This window comes from Polaribacter sp. 2405UD43-2, assembly GCF_058147125.1.
The window spans coordinates 22,462-41,348 of the sequence record NZ_JBYVJX010000003.1 but is presented as its reverse complement, the minus strand read 5'-3'; the positions used below and the strand labels follow the sequence as shown (position 1 = coordinate 41,348).

Here is an 18,887-nt window from a genome sequence, read left to right as displayed (position 1 = left end):
ATTAATTAGTTTGCACAAATGCATCTGAAAAGAAGTTATTTTCTTTTAAAGAATTGCTTAACAATATTTCTTTTGCTGATTGAATCATTTCATTTGATCCGCATGCATAAACTTGTGCATTCTCTAAATTTATATTCTCTTTTAAAACTATATCTTGCACATAGCCTTTTTCTCCATCCCAGTTATCTTTTTGTCTTGATAAAACAGGAATATACTTTATTTTTATTTTTTGGTTTAAATTTTCGGGTTTCCATAACAAATCTTCACTATATCTTGCACCAACAAATATCCAGAAAACTTTATTCTGAAAATTTTCTGTAGACTCTTTAATGTTTTCTAATATAGATTTAATTGGAGCTATACCAGTGCCTGTTGCGAGAAATATAATATTCTTATATTTTGATTCTCTAAGAAAAAATGACCCTAAAGGACCTTCTACTCTTAATAAATCATTAATTTTTGCTTCTTCGAACCAGTATTTACTCATTAAACCATTTTCATATTCTTTTATATAAAACTCTAATTGGTTGTTATGGTTTGAATTATTAGCAATAGAATAACTTCTCTTTAAACTTCCTTTTATTAAGTTTACATATTGCCCAGCGTTAAACTTAAAGTTAGAAGTAGGTGGTAATCTGAAAATTACCTTAACAACATTTTTAGAAATTTTTTCTATTTTACTAATTTTAGCAGGGAAAATTTTTTTCTCATATAAAATTATATCTCCAATATCTTCTATGTCTAGTTTTAAGTCTGTTAGAGGCTTTGCATTACAAGATAAAACAAAATTATCTTTTCTTTCTTTTTCGGTTAACACTAACTCTTCTTCAATATTCTCTGTATTTCCAGATAAAATTTTTACAACGCAACTTCTACATCTGGCTGTTAAACAACTGTGTTCTAAAAAAATTTGAGATTTTTTTGCAGCTTCAAAAATAGTAGTATTACTATCACATTTAAATTTTTTATTATTATTTAAAACTACTTCAAACATATTTATTTTGTTCAGGTTTTATTTTATTACTTTATTAAACTAAATAACTCCTTTAAAATACTTTATAGTTTTTAATAAACCTTCCTCTAATTTTATATTAGGGCTCCAATTATTAAGTTCTTTACTTGCTAATGAAATATCTGGTTTTCTTTGCATTGGATCATCTTGAGGCAAAGGCATAAATGTTATTTTTGATTTAGAGTTTGTTAAATCTATTATTTTCTCTGCCAGTTCTAAAATTGTAAATTCATCTGGATTCCCAATATTTACAGGTCCAAAAAAATCATCTCTAGAATTCATCATCCTTATCATACCTTCTACTAAATCATCTACATATTGAAAACTCCTAGTCTGATTTCCTTTCCCGTAAATTGTGATATTTTCATTTTTTAATGCTTGAACAATGAAATTTGAGACTACTCTACCATCATAAGGGTTCATATTTGGCCCATAGGTATTAAAAATTCTAATAATTTTTATCTTTAAATTATGTTCTTTTTGATAGTTTACAAATAATGATTCAGCACAGCGTTTACCTTCATCATAACAAGACCTCTCTCCAATTGGGTTTACATTACCCCAGTAACTTTCCGTTTGGGGATGAATCTCTGGATCGCCATAAACCTCACTAGTGGAAGCTTGTAAAATCTTAGCTTTCACCCTTTTAGCAAGTCCTAAAGAATTTAAAGCTCCTAAAATAGATGTTTTTATAGTTTTTATAGGGTTGTATTGATAATGTGGAGGAGATGCTGGACAGGCTAAGTTATAGATTTCATCTACTTCTGCTAAAAAAGGTTGAGTAACATCATGTCTAATTAACTCAAAGTATGGTGAACTCATTAAATGTTCAATATTTTTCTTATCTCCTGTAAAATAATTATCTAAACAAATTACATCGTTTCCTTCTTTTAATAATCTTTCGCATAAGTTAGACCCTATAAAACCTGCTCCTCCTGTTACTAATATTCTTTTCATACTATATTTATTTACCTATAATGTAAGAATTAAAACCTTTTTTTTCTAAAAAACTTTTGTCAATAATGTTTCGACCATCAAAAATAAATGCTGGTTTTTTCATGTTTAAATAAATTTTATCCCAATCGTAAGTCTTAAATTCTTCCCAATCCGTAAGTATTGCTACAGCATGTGCATCCTTCATTGCTTCATATGGGTCTTTAGATACCTGAAGAAGTTTTCTATTTTGGTCAGAATCTCTAGTTTGTAGGTAATCTAAATCTGAATATATTTGATTTTCTTTAACTTTTGGATCAAAAACTACAATATTTGCATATTCCTCCATTAAATAATCTGCCACATATATAGATGCAGATTCTCTTGTATCATTTGTATCTTTCTTAAAAGCCCATCCTAAAAAAGCTATTTTTTTACCAGAAACTGTATTGAACAATGTTTCTACAATCTTATTGGAAAAACGTTTCTTTTGATGATCGTTCATTATAATAACTTGCTCCCAATAATCAGCAACATTATTTAAACCATAAGACTTTGCAATGTAAACAAGATTTAAGATATCTTTTTGAAAACATGAGCCTCCAAAACCAACGGATGCTTGGAGGAATTTAGATCCTATCCTACTGTCTGATCCAATAGCTTTTGCTAGTTCGCTTACATCTGCCTCAGTTGCTTCACATAGTTCAGATATTGAATTTATTGAAGAAACTCTTTGCGCCAAAAAGGCGTTAGCTGTTAATTTAGACAATTCTGATGACCAAACATTAGTCGTTAAAATTCTTTCTTTAGGAATCCAGTTTGCATAAATTTCTACTAAAGAATTTATAGCATTTAAGCCTTCTTCTGTTTGCATTCCTCCTATTAAAACTCTATCTGGATTCATTAAATCATCAACAGCTGTTCCTTCTGCTAAAAACTCTGGATTTGATAAAATTTGGAAATTTACTCCATTTCCAGTGTTTTCTAAAATAGTTTTAATTGCGTGAGCAGTTCTTACAGGTAAAGTTGATTTTTCTACTATTATTTTATCTGTTTTAGCTACTTCTGCTATTTGTCTGGCACATAATTCTACATATTTTAAGTCAGCAGCCATACCCTTTCCTTTACCATAAGTTTTTGTAGGTGTATTTACAGAAATAAAAATCATATCTGCTTTTTCTATTGCTTTATTGACATCTGTAGAAAAAAATAAATTCTTATTTCTTGCTCTTTTAACAACATTGTCTAATCCTGGCTCGTATACTGGAAGATTATTTAAATCATTATCATTCCAATCATCTATCCTTTTTTGATTTAAATCTACAACTTCTACTCTAATATCTGGACACTTATCTGCAATTACAGACATAGTAGGTCCACCTACATAACCAGCACCAATACAACAAATGTTTTTAATTCTTTTATTCATTTTTTTTTTCTATACCACAAAAATCAAATATTATTTTTGTATTCATTATTTTTAAATTCCTAAACTCATTATGAGCAACTAGAAAGACTATAATATCTGCTTTATCCGCTGCTTCTTTGTAGTTGGTTAATTTAAATACATTATGTTCGTGTATATTTGGTTCTACAATAAAATATTCTCCATTACTATCATTTTGCAATATTTTATTTACAATGTATTTAGCAGGAGACTCTCTTAAATCATCAATATTGGGTTTAAATGCTAATCCCATAAGAGCTACTTTAGGTTTTCTACCAAACTCTAATTCAAACTTTAATTTCTCTGTTTGAATTTTTTCTGCACACCAAAAAGATTTATAATTGTTTACTTCTCTTGCTGTTCCTATAATTTTAGATTCCATTGGATAATCTGAAACTATAAAATACGGATCAACAGCAATACAGTGTCCACCAACACCACAACCAGGTTGTAAGATGTTTACTCTTGGATGTTTGTTTGCTAAATTGATTAGCTCCCAAACGTTAATATCGGCTTTATCACAAATTAAAGATAATTCATTAGCAAAAGCGATCTGTACATCTCTAGATGAGTTTTCGGTTAATTTACACATTTCTGCAGTTCTTGCATTGGTAGCGTGTAATTCTCCTTTTACAAATTGTTTATAGAAAGCTAATGATTTTTGAGTCGATTTTTCATCAACTCCACCAATAACTCTATCATTATAAACTAATTCGTGCATAACATTGCCTGGTAAAACTCTTTCTGGGCAGTAAGCCATATATAATTTACCTTTAAGCTCCGGTCTTTCTTGATAAATTAATTCTTGCATCTTTTCTGTAGTTCCTATAGGAGAAGTAGATTCAATTATATACAAATCATCTTCTTTTAAAAGTGGAATTATATTTTTTGTAGCAGCTTCTACATAAGAAATATCTGGCTCATGATTTCCTTTAAAAGGTGTTGGTACCACAATTAAATAAGTATCCGCTTTTATAGGTTTAATATCTGCCTTTAAAAAGCCTTTTTTTACGGCTTCTTCTACAGCAATATCTAAACTTGGTTCCACAATATGAATCTCTCCTCTATTAATTGTGTCTACAACATTTTGATTGATATCTACTCCATGTACTTGAATTCCGTTTTGTGCAATTAATGCTGATGTAGGCAAACCAATATATCCTAAACCTATAGTAACTACTTTTGCTTTATTCATTTTTTATAAATTTGAAATAAATTCAATTATTCTTTGACATGCTTTGCCATCTCCATAAGGATTATGTAAAGAACTCATTGAGTTATATTTTTCTTTATTATCTAACAAATCTTGTGTCTCGGTTATAATTTTATCTGTATTTGTACCTACTAAAATTACGGTTCCAGCTTCAACAGCTTCTGGTCTTTCAGTAGTATCTCTCATTACTAATACTGGTTTTCCTAAACTTGGTGCTTCTTCTTGTACACCACCACTATCTGTAATAATTAAATACGATTGATTCATTAACCAGACAAAAGATGGGTATGATAGAGGTTTTACTAAATAAATATTTTTTATTTCTCCTAAAAGTTCGTTTACTGGCTTTAATACATTTGGATTTAAATGAACTGGATAAATAATTTCGACGTCTGGGTTTTTAATTGCAATTTCTTTTAAAGCTGCACAAATATTGATAAACCCTTGCCCATGATTTTCTCTTCTATGACCTGTAACTAGAATTATTCGTTTTTTAAAATCAACTTTATTTTTAAGTTCTATAACCTCTTGATTCTTTAAGTTTTCAACTCTATTAGAACTTTCTAACAATGCATCTATAACAGTATTACCAGTAATTAAAACATTTTCTTTAACAACATTTTCTGCAAATAAATTTTCTTGAGATTTAGTTGTAGGCGCAAAATGATAAGTGGCAACTCGTCCTGCAACTTGTCTATTCATTTCTTCTGGAAAAGGAGAAAGCATATTATGTGTTCTTAAACCAGCTTCTACATGACAAACTTTAGCTCCAGAATAAAAGCCTGCAATACTGGCAGCCATTGTTGTAGTTGTGTCTCCGTGAACATACACAAAATCTGGTTGATAAGATTCTAAAATAGGTTTTAGACCTGATATTACTTCACCAGTTAAGTTATATAAATTTTGATTTGGCTTCATTAAACTCAAATCATAATCTGGGCTAATATCAAAAAAGCTTAACACTTGATCTAGCATTTCTCTGTGTTGTCCTGTTACACAAACTTTAGTTTCAAATCTATTGTCAGCTAAAAATTGATTGACCAATGGTGCCATTTTTATAGCTTCTGGTCTTGTACCAAAGATTATAAGATTCTTTTTTTTCATATTTTTATTCAAAATAATTCAAGGTTACATATCCACCTTTTTTGAGATATTGATCTTTCTTCATCAATTTAATATCAGATTGCATCATATCTTTTACTAAATCTTGTAAATCATATTGGCATTCCCATCCTAACTTTTGTTTAGCTTTTGTAGGATCTCCAATTAATAAATCTACTTCTGTTGGTCTAAAATATTTTGGATCGACAGCTAAAACTTCTTTACCAATTTCTAATTGATATTCTGGGTTATGACAGGTTTTCACATAAGCTTTTTCTTCTACACCTTCTCCTTTAAATTCTAACTCTATTCCAACTTCTGCAAAACTCATTCTTACAAAATCTCTAACGGGTGTTGTTTTACCTGTAGCAATTACCCAATCTTCGGCTTGTTCTGCTTGTAAAATCATCCACATCATACGAACATAATCTTTTGCATGCCCCCAATCACGCTTTGCGTCTAAATTACCTAAATACATTTTATCTTGCAAACCTAAAGCTATTCTAGAGGTAGCTCTGGTAATCTTACGAGTAACAAAAGTTTCTCCTCTTAATGGAGATTCATGATTAAATAAAATACCATTACAAGCATAAATACCATAGGCTTCTCTATAATTAACAGTTATCCAATATGCATACATTTTTGCAACTGCATAAGGTGATCTAGGGTAAAAAGGAGTTGTTTCTTTTTGAGGGACTTCTTGAACTAAACCATATAATTCTGAAGTTGATGCTTGATATATTCTTGTTTTTTTCTCTAATCCTAATAAACGAATTGCTTCTAGCAATCTTAGTGTTCCTATTCCATCAGCATCTGCAACATATTCTGGCATTTCAAATGAAACACGCACATGGCTCATTGCTGCCAAGTTATAAATCTCATCTGGTTGAATTTCTTGAATCAATCTTGTTAAATTAGTACTATCCGTCATATCTCCATAATGTAAAATAAACCTTTGGTTATCTACATGTGGGTCTTGATATAAATGGTCTATTCTATCTGTATTAAAAAGAGAAGTTCTTCTTTTTAAACCGTGAACAATATATCCTTTCTTTAATAAAAACTCACTTAAATAGGCTCCATCTTGCCCTGTTACACCCGTTATTAATGCTACTTTCATCTTTATATTTAGCTTATATTTTTACTTCTTTAATTTTATCTATATTTTTTAAAAACCATTTGTAAGTTTTTTGAATCCCATCTTCTAATTCTGTAGAAAAACTCCAACCCCTATTTTTCATTTTTGATACATCCATTAGTTTTCTTGGTGTTCCGTCTGGTTTTTCAGAATCCCAAATGATTTTACCTTGATGACCTATTACTTTTTGAATAATATTCGCTAACTCTCTTATAGTCACATCCTTACCTGAACCTACATTATATAAATACTCTGGCAAATCATTTTCTAAAGCATAAACTACAGCCTCTGCCATATCATCTACAAAAAGAAATTCTCTCATAGGAGTACCACTTCCCCATAAAGTTACATCAGCATTATTGTTATTTTTTGCTTCATAAAACTTACGAATCATTGCTGGTAACACGTGTGAAGTTTTTAAATCAAAATTATCAAAATAACCATACAAATTTGTTGGCATCAAACTTACATAATCTTTTTTAAATTGTTTTCTGATTGCTTGACATGCTTTAACTCCAGTAATTTTTGCTATTGCATACCACTCATTTGTAGGCTCTAATGAATCTGTAAGTAAATATTCTTCTTTTAAAGGTTGAGGAGCTAACTTTGGATAAATACAAGAGCTTCCAAGAAAAATAAATTTATCAACTTCGTTTTTAAGTGAAATATCTATTAAATTATTTTGAATTTGCATATTCTCCATAATAAATTGGTAAGGATAATTATTATTCGCCAAAATACCGCCAACTCTTGCTGCTGCAGCTATAACTACGTCTGGTTGTTCTTCTTTAAAAAATTCGGAAACTTCTGATTGATTTCTTAAATCTAAGTCACTTCTTGAACGACCAATAAGATTCTTATATCCTTTAGCTTCTAAAGCCCTCCATATTGCACTTCCAACCATACCTTTATGTCCTGCAATATAAATCTTATTATTTTTTTTCATAGCCAAATAACTTATTCTATTAGTATATTACTTTCTTTTTTAACTTTTATTTTCCTATTTGATAATACTCAAAACCTTGGTCTACTAAATTAAAAGCATTGTATTGATTTCTTCCATCAAAAATAACTGGTTGAATTAACTTATTTTTTATCTCATCAAAATCAGGAGACCTAAATTCTTTCCATTCTGTTAACAATATAAGTGCATTAGCCCCTTTTAAAACTTCGTATTTAGAATCATAATATTCAACTTCTTTAATTCCTTTTAAATAACACTCTTTTGCTTCTTTAATTACTTGGGTCGTAAGCTTTTATTTTAAGAGCAAATATAATTGATTTTATTATATAATTAATGGGTGTTTTTCTCCTTTTGTTTTTAATAGAGCTGTTCTAATATGATGAACAATTTCTACAGAAGCTCTAGAATCTTTTAAACCAAAACCTTTACCTTTTAAAATTTCTTTATAACTTTCTGTATGTAATTCTGTAAAACCTCCGCTGAATTCAATTTCATCACCATTAATTGTTATTGAACGATAGGTTCTTTGTCCTTTTATTTTTATTTGTTTAGGTAAGTCTTCTTCGTTTATTGATAAAAACCAACGAACTCTTGCTTTTTTAAATTCTAAATATCCTGCAGATTTATCTTTTTCTCTAAGATGAACCTTATTTTCTTGAATATCACCAAAAACCCAAGATAACATATCAAAAAAATGTATACCAATATTAGTTGCGATTCCTCCTGATTTGCTTTCATCTCCTTTCCATGAAATATCATACCATTTACCTCTAGAAGTAATATAGGTTAGATCAATATCATATTTTTCTTTCCTTTTTTCTGACTCTACTTTCTGCTTTAAAGCAATGATGCTTGGATGTAATCTTAATTGTAAAATTGTATTAATCCTCCCTTTAGATTCTTTTTCTATAGCTTCTAACGCATCAACATTCCAAGGGTTTAAAACTAATGGTTTTTCACAAATTGCATTAGCTCCTATTCTTAAAGCCATTCTTATATGAGAATCGTGCAAGTAATTTGGAGTACAAATACTAAGATAATCAATTAAAACATTTTCATTTCTTTTAAGTTTTTCTAAGTGTCTGTCAAATCTTTCATATTCGATAAAGAAGTCTGAATTTGGAAAATAACTATCTATTATCCCTACACTATCAAACTTATCTAACGATGCTATTAAATTATTATTCGTATCTTTTATAGCTCTCAAATGCTTTGGTGCTATATATCCTGAAACTCCTATTAAAGCAAAATTTTTCAATTAAAGTGTTTTTGTTTTTACACTATTATCTAATATATTTTTAACATCGTACACAATACTTTTATCATTTTTAATGGAAGAAAAATCTAACTCCATAAATTCTTTGTGTGAAACTGTTAAAACAATTGCATCGTATTTATTTACTGGTAATTCTTGATATGATCTTATACCATACTCATACATTACCTCTTCTTCATTTGCCCATGGATCATAAATAGTTACATCTGCACCATAATCTTTAAGAGAAGAAATAACATCTACTGCTTTTGTATTTCTAACATCAGGACAGTTTTCTTTGAAGGTAATACCTAAAACTAAAACTTTTGCATCTTTTATTTTAATGTCTTCTCTAATCATAAGTTTTATAACCTCGGAAGCAACAAACTCACCCATACTATCGTTTAGCCTTCTACCAGCTAGTATTATCTCTGGATGATAACCATATTCTTGAGCCTTTTGTGCCAAATAATAAGGATCTACACCAATACAGTGCCCACCTACTAAACCAGGTTTAAATGGCAAGAAGTTCCATTTTGTACCTGCTGCTTCTAATACATCATGCGTATTAATATTCATTAAACCAAATATCTTTGCTAGCTCGTTAACAAAAGCGATATTTATATCTCTTTGTGAGTTTTCTATAACTTTTGCAGCTTCTGCCACTTTTATTGTCGGAGCCAAATGTGTACCAGCTGTAATAACTGATTTATAAAGTTCATCTACTTTTCTACCAACTTCGGGAGTTGATCCAGATGTAACTTTTAATATTTTTTCTACTGTGTGTTCTTTGTCTCCTGGATTTATTCTTTCTGGTGAATAGCCTGCATAAAAATCTACATTAAATTTAAGCCCTGAAACGCTTTCTAAAACTGGTATACATTCTTCTTCTGTAGCACCTGGGTATACTGTAGATTCATATATCACAATATCATCTTTTTTTAGCACGGAACCAACTGTTTCACTGGCTTTTACTAATGGTGTTAATACAGGCCTATTATTTTTATCTACTGGTGTTGGAACCGTAATTACAAAATAATTACATTCTTTAATATCATCTAAAGACATTGAAAAATAGAGCCCGTTTTTGTTAGATGTTTTATCTACGAGAACAGACCTAAGTACTTCATTATCTAATTCTAGTGTAGAGTCTATTCCTGTTTTTAATTCTTCAACACGTTCTTTATTAATATCAAAACCTACAACCGAATACTTAGTTGCAAATAATCTTGCTAATGGCAAGCCAACATAACCCAATCCTAAAATTGCTATTTTTGGTTTTTTCATTTTTATAATTTATTAGCTTCTTTTTTTAAATGTTTTAATAATATTTTCTATGTACTCAAAATAACTTCCTGACTTATTTTTGACTATTTTTTTTAGTTGATGCACATCTACAAACCCCATTCTTAATGCAACCTCTTCTATACAAGCAATTTTAAGTCCTGTTCTTTTTTCTATAGTTTTTACAAATTCATTTGCCTCCATTAAAGATTCATGTGTACCTGTATCTAACCAAACAAAACCTCTACTAAAAAACTCTACTTTTAACTTCTTTGCTTTTAAAAACTTTTGATTTACTGAGGTGATTTCTAATTCTCCTCTTTTAGAGGGTTTAATTTTTTTTGCAATATCAACAACTTTATTTGGATAAAAATACAGCCCCACCACAGCAAAATTAGATTCAGGGTTTTCTGGTTTCTCAACAATACTTGTTACTTTATGATTCTTATCAAAACCAACCACACCATATCTTTTGGGGTCATTAACATAATTGCCAAAAATTACAGCTTCTTTTTTATTTTTCACATGCTCTACACTTTGGGTAAGAAGTTTGTGCATACCCGAACCGTAAAATATGTTATCACCTAAAATCAAACATACATCATCATCTCCTATAAATTCTTCACCTAAAATAAAAGCTTGTGCTAATCCGTCTGGCGATGGTTGTTCTACATAAGAAAATTGAACTCCTATATTTTCTCCTGTACCAAGAAGTTTTTTAAAGCTTGGCAAATCACTTGGAGTAGAAATTATTAAAATCTCTTTTATACCCGCCAACATTAAGGTTGAAAGTGGATAATAAATCATTGGTTTATCATAAACAGGCAATAATTGCTTACTTACACTTATGGTTAATGGGTGCAACCTTGTACCTGAGCCTCCTGCTAATATTATACCTTTCATAATTAGTTAATTATAATATTCTTTATAATAATTTTGATAATCGCCAGAAGTAACATTTTTTAACCATTCTTTGTTATCAAAATACCAATCTATGGTTTTAGACAATCCTTCTTCGAAAGTAACACTAGGACTCCAACCTAAGTTTTTATTTATTTTATTTGCGTCTATGGCATATCTTACATCATGACCAGGTCTATCTTTAACAAAGGTGATGAGTTTTTCTGATTCTCCTTTCTTTCTTAAAAGTTTCTCATCCATCAACCTACATAATAACTTTACCAAATCAATATTTTTCCATTCGTTAAAACCACCAATATTATACGTTTCAGAATTTATGCCTTTATGAAAAACTGTATCAATAGCTGTAGTATGATCTATAACATATAACCAATCTCTTGTATAATTTCCATCTCCATAAACGGGTAGCTTTTTCTTATTGATAATATTATTGATAAAAAGAGGTATTAGTTTTTCTGGAAAATGATTGGGTCCATAATTGTTTGAACAGTTTGATATTACATAAGGCATTCCGTAAGTTTCTCCATAAGCTCTAACAAAATGATCTGAACTTGCTTTTGATGCTGAATAAGGCGAATTTGGGTCGTAAGATGTTTGTTCTGTAAAAAAACCTGTTTCTCCTAAACTTCCATAAACTTCATCTGTACTAACGTGATAAAATCTTTTACCTTCCCAATTGTTATTCCATAAATTCTTAAAAGCATTAAGAAGAATCATAGTTCCTAAAATGTTTGTCTTGGCAAAAGCCAGAGGGTCTTTTATAGATCTATCTACATGAGATTCTGCTGCTAAATGAATTACTGCATCAAATTTATATTGACTAAAAATTTCTTCTATTTTTTTTTCGTCTGTAATATCAGCCTTAATAAAATAATAATTTTCTTTTTTTTCTACATCTCTTAAATTCTCTAAATTGCCAGCATACGTTAAAGCATCTAAATTATAAATTTTATACTCTGGATATTTATTTACAAAAAGCCTCACTAAATGTGAACCTATAAACCCAGCACCTCCAGTAATTAAAATTTTCTTATTCATAACTTTAATTTTATAGTTTATAAAATAAAAATCTATAAATTATGCCAATACCAATTTACAGCCTCTCTTAAACCTTTTTGTAAAGAAAACTGAGGATTATAATTTAATAATTTTTTTGCTTTATCAACACTTGCATGAGAATGAGGTATATCTCCTTGTCTATTAGGACCATTAATAACAGGCACAGAGGCTATTTCATCATTAAACTCAGATAAGAACTCTTTTAAATAACCTAATAAATCATTTAAAGTATTTCTATCACCATAAGCCACATTATAAACTGTATTAACAGCTTTTCTTTCAGCAACCAAACTTAAAAGATTGGCTTGAATAACATTATCTATATATGTAAAATCTCTTGAGTAGTTACCATCTCCATTAATTGTAGGAGATTCTAACTTCATTAATTGACTCACAAACTTTGGAATTACAGCTGCATAAGCGCCTTCAGGATCTTGTTTTCTACCAAAAACGTTAAAATATCTTAATCCAATTGTTTCTAAACCATAGGTTTTTGAAAACACATCTGCATATAACTCATTTACATATTTTGTTACTGCGTAAGGAGACAAAGGTTTTCCTATTTTATCTTCAACTTTTGGCAAAGCTTCAGAATCACCATAAGTAGATGAACTTGCTGCATAAACAAATCTTTTTACATTATTATCTCTTGAGGCTACCAACATATTTAAAAAACCACTTACATTAACTTCATTAGAAGTAATTGGATCTTTTATTGATCTTGGAACAGACCCTAATGCTGCTTGATGCAATACAAAATCTACTCCTTTAGTTGCCTTTAAACAATCATCTAGATTTCTTATATCTCCTTCTATTAAACTAAAATTAGGGTAATCTAGCAATGGTTTAATATTTTCTCTTTTTCCAGTTGAAAAATTATCTAAACAAACAACAAAATTCTGTCTATTTAGCAATTCTTCACAAAGATTAGAACCAATAAAACCAGCACCGCCAGTAACTAATATTATTTTGTTTGATAAATTGATGTTCATTTATAGATTTTTATACTCTTTTAAAGTTTGCGAAGTTACGAAAAATAGCCAAACAAGAACACATATACAAGAAAGTGATACAAAAAAATCCTTCACAAATTGTAAAGGATTTTCTTTGGTGGGCAATGAGGGATTCGAACCCCCGACCCCTTGGGTGTAAACCAAGTGCTCTGAACCAACTGAGCTAATTGCCCTAAGCGGATGCAAATATATAATAGATTTTAATTTTACCAAAAGAAAATAGCACTTTTATTTAAATAATTTCAGCAACAACAAAAGTACTTCCTCCTATATAAATTGTATCTTCTTGATTTGCATTTAATAAAGCGCTATCATATGCTTTTTTTACTGATGAAAATTTTTCACCTAACAAATTAAATTCTCTTGCTTTTTCTTGTAAAACTTTTTCTGATAGCCCTCTAGGAATATTTGGTTTGCAAAAATAGTATGCTGCATTCTCAGGGAATAAAGACAACACTTCTTCTAATTTTTTATCAGAAACAACTCCTAAAACAATGTGAAGTTTATTATAATCTTCTTTTTTAAGTTGATTTAGAACAATATTTAAACCCTCTTTGTTATGAGCTGTATCGCAAATTACCTGAGGATTTTCTTGTAAAACCTGCCACCTTCCTTTTAAATTGGTGTTTTTTACAACGTTTAACAATCCATCTAAAATATTATCTTTTGAAACTTTAAACTCTTTTATTTGACGAATCGTTGCAACTGCCGTTTTTGAATTTGATTTTTGATAATCTCCTAACAAATCTGTTTTGTATTCTATTTTATCATCAGAAGCAAAAAATATTTTTGAGTTATTTTCTTTTGCTTTTTCAAGAAAAACACTTTTAACTTCAGGTTGTTTTTCTCCTATAATTATAGGTGTTTTCTTTTTGATAATTCCAGCTTTTTCAAAAGCGATTTCAGGTAAAGTTTCTCCTAAAAACTGGGTATGATCTAACCCAATATTTGTAATTACGGAAACCACTGGAGTGATGATATTTGTGGAATCTAATCGTCCACCTAAACCAACTTCAATAATAGCAATATCTACTTTTTCATTTGCAAAATAATCGAAAGCCAAACCAACAGTCATTTCAAAAAAAGACAGTTTTTGTTTTTCTAAAAACTTTTTATGCTTTTTTATAAATGAAGAAACCTTTCTTTTCGGAATTTCTTCTCCATTTATTCTTATTCTTTCTGTAAAATTCTTTAAATGGGGTGATGTATACAAACCTACTTTATAGCCTGCTTCTTGCAAAATTGAAGCAATCATATGACTTGTAGATCCTTTGCCATTTGTGCCACCAACGTGAATGGATTTAATTTTTTTTTCTGGAAAACTTAATTCTTTTGAAAATGCTAAAATATTGGTTAAATCTTTTTTGAATGCAGTTTTACCCTCTCTTTGATACATAGGTAATTGCCCAAACATCCAATCTAAAGTTTGTTTATATGTCATAAAAAATTAAGAAAACATAGATTTTATCTACTATTTATCTTTCTTTTTAAGGTTCTCTTTTTCATGAACCTCCCTTCTTAATCCGCTACTTGAAAAACGATGTTCTCTTTTATTAAAATACAAATCAATTCCTTTTTCTTCACAATACTTTCTACCTGTAAATTGCTTGCTTGCATATTCTTCTCCAATAATTCTAACATCAATTTTAAAAGAGCGTAAAACATCTTCTAAATCTTGTTCTGTTGCATAAGGTACCACTTCATCAACAAATTTACATCCTTTTAGCTGTATATAACGTTCTACAACAGATTGTACTGGCATATTTTTTTCTGGTCTATCTAATGTAGGATCTGTTTGCAATCCACAGATTAAATAATCGCACTGACGCTTTGCGTCTTCTAACATGGTTATATGACCTGCGTGTAATAAATCAAAAGAACTAAAAGTAATTCCTATTTTCATATCTATATTTAATTTTATTTATCTTTAAACAGTGTCAAAAATAATTAAATAATCATTATTTAGAGAGAGAAAATTTATAAATAATTGTTCCTGTTTGTTTTGATGGCGCTTTATCATCTACATTCCACCTAGTTTTTAAAGCTGCTGCTTTTGCTGGTTTTAACAAACAAGCCGCTGAATTTGTGGTACCTTTTACTCCTGGTAAAGCATAAATAACTTTTCCTGTTTTATCTACTTGAATTCTAACAACTACAATTCCTTCTTCTTGACAATCGGGTTGTTCTTTGGGTTTTGACAACGCTTTTCTACCGGCTAAATTGTAATTTCCGCCAGCACCACTTGCTGTATTTCCGTAATATTTATTCGAATTTGAATCTCCTTTTTCTTTCCCTTTTACTCCTAGTTTTTTATCATCTCCTTCTCCTTTTGGTTTGCCGTCTGAAGAATTTCCGTTTAATAAATTATTTAAAGCGTCTTGCGTTTCTTTTGAAGGTTTTGGCTTTGGTTTGGCTTTTGGTTTTTTCTTCTTTATAACTTTCTTAACAGGTTCTTTTTTAACTTCTTTTACCTTTTTAACAACAGGAACATCTTTGTTAGCATCATCTGTAATAATTTTTTCTTTGATAATTTCTTTTGGTGTTTCTTTTACTTCTTCTACAACTTTTTGTTTTTCTACAACTTTTGGAGTTGCTATTTTATTTGTTTTTTCTACTGGTTCTCCACTACCCACTTCAGAATTTCCAAAATTTATTGCCAAACCATATTCTTCTGGTGGGTCTAAATACTGCATTCCATAATTTAGAATTCCGAATACTAATAGCATCAAAATTATTGCTGTGATAACAGCAGACTTACGCTTATGTTTTGTGTTTAAAAATTCCATTTTATGTTTAGATTCCCGCTTTCGTAGGAATGACAGGTTTGCTATTTTCCTTTTACAGCTAAAATCATTTTTAACTTATTCTTGTTTGCAATATCAATAACTTTCATCACCTTTTTATAAGGTACATCTTTATCTCCTCTAATAACAATGGTTTTCTTTTTATCTGCACCAACACTTTTTAAAATTTCGCTTTCTAATCTAGATGCGCTTACTTTTGTTTTATCAATATAAAAAAGCGATTTATTTGTTATGGTTACTGCTACAGATTTACTGTTTTCAGTTTTTCCGCCAGCTTTTGGCAGTAAAACATCTATGGCGCTTACGGTTACCAAAGTGGATGTGAGCATAAAAAATATCAACAATAAAAAGACAATATCTGTCATTGACGACATATTGAATGATGGATCTACTTTGTTTCTTCCTCTTAAATTCATTCTTATATTAAAAAATTTAAAAATTAAATAATTTAAAGATTGTGGTGTTAATATTTCAATCTTTTAATAATTTTATACTGGCTCGTTTAACAAATCTAAAAACTCAACCGATTTTGCTTCCATTTGATACACAACTTTATTGGTTCTTACCACCAAATGATTATACGTTATGTACGCAATAATACCCACAATTAAACCTGCAACTGTGGTTGTCATTGCTGTGTACAAACCATCAGAAAGCATTTTAATATCTATTTGACCACCCGCATTTGCTATTTCATGAATGGCAATAATCATTCCTATTACAGTTCCTAAAAACCCAATCATTGGTGCTGCACCAGCAATGGTTGCTAAAACACTTACATTTCTTTCTAGTTGATAAACTTCTAGTTTACCAGCAGTTTCAATAGCGGTGTTGATATCATCTAAAGGTTTCCCAATTCTAGAAATCCCCTTACCAATTAAACGAGCAGTGGGTGTATTTTTACTTTTACAAAGCGCGTCTGCAGATTCTAATTTACCGTTAGAAACGTAATCTTTTATTTGATTCATAAAGTTTTTATCAACTTTTGATGCCGCTTTTATGGCAAAAAATCGCTCAAAATAAATATAAAGAGCTACTGCCAACAACACAAAAAGAAGTGCTATTATTATTTGACCTCCTAAACCACCATCCATAATTAACTTGTAGATAGACAATGTTTTTTCGTCTGAAGCAACTTCTTCTAAAAGCTCTTTATTTTCTTGAAAAAATGATATCATTCAACTATTTTTTAAATTCTATATTATAAACGACTATTCTTTTTTTAAATTGTTTCAATTTAAAAGAATCAATTTTATTAAAATCAAAAAAAATGCCACTTTGCAATTTTACAAAATGACATTTCTAAATTTTTATTATTTATAAATTAGATAAACATTCTTATTACTACAAAAGCTGCTGACCCAATTAAAAATCCGATTAATGCCAACCAAGAAATCTTTTTTAAATACCAAAAGAAATCTATTTTTTCCATTCCCATTGCAACAACTCCAGCAGCAGAACCTATAATTAACATAGAGCCTCCTGTACCCGCAGAAAATGCAATAAAATGCCATAAAGGATTATCTATAGGTTCTGAAAACATTCCTAAACTTGCAGCTACTAAAGGTACATTATCTATTACAGCAGAACCAATTCCTAATAAAATAACAACCAAATCAGAAACTCCTGTTCCAGATAACTCAGTTCCTATTAACGGAATTCCTTGTTTTAAGCTATCTGCAAAGTTGAATAAAACTCCTAAAGACTCTAAAGCTGCAACCGCCATTAAAATCCCCAAGAAAAACAATATACTTGGCATTTCTATTTTTGACAACGAAGCGTGTACTGGACTATGATGTGCTTCTAACTTATGTTCTTTTGCTTCTTCTCCTTCTACACTAGAAATTGAAAACTTAGAATTACTATAAATTTCTGCAAAGGTTGCAACAATAGCTAAAGACAGCATCATACCCACATAAGGTGGCAAATGTGTTACTGTTTTAAAAACAGGTACAAATAAAATTGAACCTAATCCTAAATATAACATTCTTGCACTGTGTTGACTTTTTGGTTTTTCAACTTCGTTTTCATCAAAATCGATTTCTCCTTTAAAAGCAGGCAAAAATGTTGCTATAAAAGTTGGTACAACCATACATAATAATGAAGGGACAAACAAATACATAAACAACATACCTGTGCTTACTTTATCGCCAATCCACAACATTGTAGTTGTTACATCTCCAATTGGAGAGAATGCTCCACCAGCATTTGCTGCGATAATTATTAAACCTGCAAACCAAATTCTATCTTCTCTTGTTTTTACAATTTTTTGCAATATTGAAATTAAAACAATTGTTGCGGTTAAATTATCTATAATTGCAGATAAAATAAATGCCAATATTGCAAACATCCATAAAAGTTTCTTTTTACTTTTAAAGTTTACATATCCTTTAATGGTAGAAAATCCGTCAAAATAATCGATAATTTCTACAATAGTCATTGCTCCTAAAAGGAACACTAAAATTTCTGCTGTTTTTCCTAAGTGATGCAACAATGTTTCTTCAACCAAATGTAATTTATCATCATGCACCATAGATGCAAAACCATCAACTAAACCGTGTTTACTAGAATCGAACCAATTAGAAAAACTATCTACCCCAAGCGCTACTAATGCCCAACAAACCGCCATCATAATTAAGGCGGGTATTAATTTATCTAATTTTAAATTATGCTCTAAGGTTATTGCTAAATAACCCATTACAAATACAATAATAATCACTGATTCCATATATAGTTAGTTTTT

At 29.8% G+C, this 18,887-nt stretch carries 18 protein-coding genes, 1 tRNA gene and 1 pseudogene; all 20 read right to left on the bottom strand.

Annotated features, from left to right (window positions below; genetic code table 11):
* Position 1: 1 nt before the first annotated feature.
* The 20 genes and pseudogenes from ACY2RX_RS05400 to nhaD all read right to left on the bottom strand — a co-directional run bounded on the left by ACY2RX_RS05400 (position 2) and on the right by nhaD (position 18,872).
* Positions 2 to 994, bottom strand: coding sequence for an FAD-binding oxidoreductase (locus ACY2RX_RS05400; protein WP_490102949.1), 993 nt, complete (start codon positions 992 to 994; stop codon positions 2 to 4).
* 39 nt (positions 995 to 1,033) lie between these two features.
* Positions 1,034 to 1,969: a UDP-glucuronic acid decarboxylase family protein gene (locus ACY2RX_RS05395; protein ID WP_490102948.1), complete on the bottom strand. Its 936-nt coding sequence runs from the start codon at positions 1,967 to 1,969 to the stop codon at positions 1,034 to 1,036.
* 7 nt (positions 1,970 to 1,976) lie between these two features.
* Entirely contained in the window at positions 1,977 to 3,374 is a 1,398-nt protein-coding gene (locus ACY2RX_RS05390) for a nucleotide sugar dehydrogenase (RefSeq protein ID WP_490102947.1), read from the bottom strand.
* Entirely contained in the window at positions 3,367 to 4,587 is a 1,221-nt protein-coding gene (gene wecC, locus ACY2RX_RS05385) for a UDP-N-acetyl-D-mannosamine dehydrogenase (protein ID WP_490102946.1), read from the bottom strand. The genes ACY2RX_RS05390 and wecC overlap by 8 nt, the downstream gene beginning before the upstream one ends.
* Before the next feature lie 3 nt (positions 4,588 to 4,590).
* Positions 4,591 to 5,709 carry a non-hydrolyzing UDP-N-acetylglucosamine 2-epimerase gene (wecB, locus tag ACY2RX_RS05380; protein WP_490102945.1) on the bottom strand — a complete coding sequence of 373 codons (1,119 nt, stop codon included), beginning with the start codon at positions 5,707 to 5,709 and terminating at the stop codon, positions 4,591 to 4,593.
* A 4-nt stretch (positions 5,710 to 5,713) separates the two neighbouring features.
* Entirely contained in the window at positions 5,714 to 6,826 is a 1,113-nt protein-coding gene (gene gmd / locus ACY2RX_RS05375) for a GDP-mannose 4,6-dehydratase (RefSeq protein WP_490102944.1), read from the bottom strand.
* Between the two features lie 13 nt (positions 6,827 to 6,839).
* Positions 6,840 to 7,790: a GDP-L-fucose synthase family protein gene (locus tag ACY2RX_RS05370; RefSeq protein ID WP_490102943.1), complete on the bottom strand. Its 951-nt coding sequence runs from the start codon at positions 7,788 to 7,790 to the stop codon at positions 6,840 to 6,842.
* A 46-nt stretch (positions 7,791 to 7,836) separates the two neighbouring features.
* Positions 7,837 to 8,155, bottom strand: a pseudogene (locus ACY2RX_RS05365) (UDP binding domain-containing protein); the annotation flags it as partial.
* Positions 8,131 to 9,066 carry a Gfo/Idh/MocA family oxidoreductase gene (locus ACY2RX_RS05360; RefSeq protein ID WP_490102942.1) on the bottom strand — a complete coding sequence of 312 codons (936 nt, stop codon included), beginning with the start codon at positions 9,064 to 9,066 and terminating at the stop codon, positions 8,131 to 8,133. The pseudogene ACY2RX_RS05365 and the gene ACY2RX_RS05360, both read right to left, overlap by 25 nt.
* Positions 9,067 to 10,350, bottom strand: coding sequence for a nucleotide sugar dehydrogenase (locus ACY2RX_RS05355; protein ID WP_490102941.1), 1,284 nt, complete (start codon positions 10,348 to 10,350; stop codon positions 9,067 to 9,069). It lies immediately after the preceding gene.
* A gap of 12 nt (positions 10,351 to 10,362) precedes the next feature.
* Complete coding sequence (gene rfbA, locus ACY2RX_RS05350; protein WP_490102940.1) at positions 10,363 to 11,250, bottom strand: glucose-1-phosphate thymidylyltransferase RfbA; 888 nt, start codon at positions 11,248 to 11,250, stop codon at positions 10,363 to 10,365.
* A gap of 6 nt (positions 11,251 to 11,256) precedes the next feature.
* Positions 11,257 to 12,306, bottom strand: coding sequence for a dTDP-glucose 4,6-dehydratase (rfbB, locus tag ACY2RX_RS05345; protein WP_490102939.1), 1,050 nt, complete (start codon positions 12,304 to 12,306; stop codon positions 11,257 to 11,259).
* 32 nt (positions 12,307 to 12,338) lie between these two features.
* Positions 12,339 to 13,319, bottom strand: coding sequence for an SDR family oxidoreductase (locus ACY2RX_RS05340; protein ID WP_490102938.1), 981 nt, complete (start codon positions 13,317 to 13,319; stop codon positions 12,339 to 12,341).
* 116 nt (positions 13,320 to 13,435) lie between these two features.
* A tRNA-Val gene (locus ACY2RX_RS05335) sits at positions 13,436 to 13,513 on the bottom strand.
* A 59-nt stretch (positions 13,514 to 13,572) separates the two neighbouring features.
* Positions 13,573 to 14,781 (bottom strand): bifunctional folylpolyglutamate synthase/dihydrofolate synthase, encoded by a 1,209-nt coding sequence (locus tag ACY2RX_RS05330; RefSeq protein WP_490102937.1) that lies wholly within the window; start codon positions 14,779 to 14,781, stop codon positions 13,573 to 13,575.
* Between the two features lie 30 nt (positions 14,782 to 14,811).
* The gene (locus ACY2RX_RS05325; RefSeq protein ID WP_490102936.1) at positions 14,812 to 15,243 is read right to left on the bottom strand and encodes an adenylyltransferase/cytidyltransferase family protein; all 432 of its coding nucleotides are present in this window, start codon (positions 15,241 to 15,243) and stop codon (positions 14,812 to 14,814) included.
* A gap of 55 nt (positions 15,244 to 15,298) precedes the next feature.
* On the bottom strand, positions 15,299 to 16,126 hold the full coding sequence (locus ACY2RX_RS05320; RefSeq protein ID WP_490102935.1) for an energy transducer TonB: 828 nt from the start codon (positions 16,124 to 16,126) through the stop codon (positions 15,299 to 15,301).
* Positions 16,127 to 16,167: 41 nt separating this feature from the next.
* Entirely contained in the window at positions 16,168 to 16,560 is a 393-nt protein-coding gene (locus ACY2RX_RS05315) for an ExbD/TolR family protein (protein WP_490102934.1), read from the bottom strand.
* 72 nt (positions 16,561 to 16,632) lie between these two features.
* Entirely contained in the window at positions 16,633 to 17,322 is a 690-nt protein-coding gene (locus ACY2RX_RS05310) for a MotA/TolQ/ExbB proton channel family protein (RefSeq protein ID WP_490102933.1), read from the bottom strand.
* 146 nt (positions 17,323 to 17,468) lie between these two features.
* On the bottom strand, positions 17,469 to 18,872 hold the full coding sequence (nhaD, locus tag ACY2RX_RS05305; protein WP_490102932.1) for a sodium:proton antiporter NhaD: 1,404 nt from the start codon (positions 18,870 to 18,872) through the stop codon (positions 17,469 to 17,471).
* Positions 18,873 to 18,887 lie beyond the last annotated feature (15 nt).

Excerpts from the sequence above, each read along its gene's own strand:
- ACY2RX_RS05390 (WP_490102947.1), bottom strand. The coding sequence starts at position 3,374 with ATGAATAAAAGAATTAAAAACATTTGTTGTATTGGTGCTGGTTATGTA.
- nhaD (WP_490102932.1), bottom strand. The coding sequence starts at position 18,872 with ATGGAATCAGTGATTATTATTGTATTTGTAATGGGTTATTTAGCAATA.
- rfbB (WP_490102939.1), bottom strand. The coding sequence starts at position 12,306 with ATGAATAAGAAAATTTTAATTACTGGAGGTGCTGGGTTTATAGGTTCA.
- ACY2RX_RS05330 (WP_490102937.1), bottom strand. The coding sequence starts at position 14,781 with ATGACATATAAACAAACTTTAGATTGGATGTTTGGGCAATTACCTATG.
- ACY2RX_RS05315 (WP_490102934.1), bottom strand. The coding sequence starts at position 16,560 with ATGAATTTAAGAGGAAGAAACAAAGTAGATCCATCATTCAATATGTCG.
- rfbA (WP_490102940.1), bottom strand. The coding sequence starts at position 11,250 with ATGAAAGGTATAATATTAGCAGGAGGCTCAGGTACAAGGTTGCACCCA.
- ACY2RX_RS05370 (WP_490102943.1), bottom strand. The coding sequence starts at position 7,790 with ATGAAAAAAAATAATAAGATTTATATTGCAGGACATAAAGGTATGGTT.
- ACY2RX_RS05310 (WP_490102933.1), bottom strand. The coding sequence starts at position 17,322 with ATGATATCATTTTTTCAAGAAAATAAAGAGCTTTTAGAAGAAGTTGCT.
- wecC (WP_490102946.1), bottom strand. The coding sequence starts at position 4,587 with ATGAATAAAGCAAAAGTAGTTACTATAGGTTTAGGATATATTGGTTTG.
- ACY2RX_RS05340 (WP_490102938.1), bottom strand. The coding sequence starts at position 13,319 with ATGAACATCAATTTATCAAACAAAATAATATTAGTTACTGGCGGTGCT.
- ACY2RX_RS05325 (WP_490102936.1), bottom strand. The coding sequence starts at position 15,243 with ATGAAAATAGGAATTACTTTTAGTTCTTTTGATTTATTACACGCAGGT.
- gmd (WP_490102944.1), bottom strand. The coding sequence starts at position 6,826 with ATGAAAGTAGCATTAATAACGGGTGTAACAGGGCAAGATGGAGCCTAT.
- wecB (WP_490102945.1), bottom strand. The coding sequence starts at position 5,709 with ATGAAAAAAAAGAATCTTATAATCTTTGGTACAAGACCAGAAGCTATA.
- ACY2RX_RS05320 (WP_490102935.1), bottom strand. The coding sequence starts at position 16,126 with ATGGAATTTTTAAACACAAAACATAAGCGTAAGTCTGCTGTTATCACA.
- ACY2RX_RS05400 (WP_490102949.1), bottom strand. The coding sequence starts at position 994 with ATGTTTGAAGTAGTTTTAAATAATAATAAAAAATTTAAATGTGATAGT.
- ACY2RX_RS05355 (WP_490102941.1), bottom strand. The coding sequence starts at position 10,350 with ATGAAAAAACCAAAAATAGCAATTTTAGGATTGGGTTATGTTGGCTTG.
- ACY2RX_RS05395 (WP_490102948.1), bottom strand. The coding sequence starts at position 1,969 with ATGAAAAGAATATTAGTAACAGGAGGAGCAGGTTTTATAGGGTCTAAC.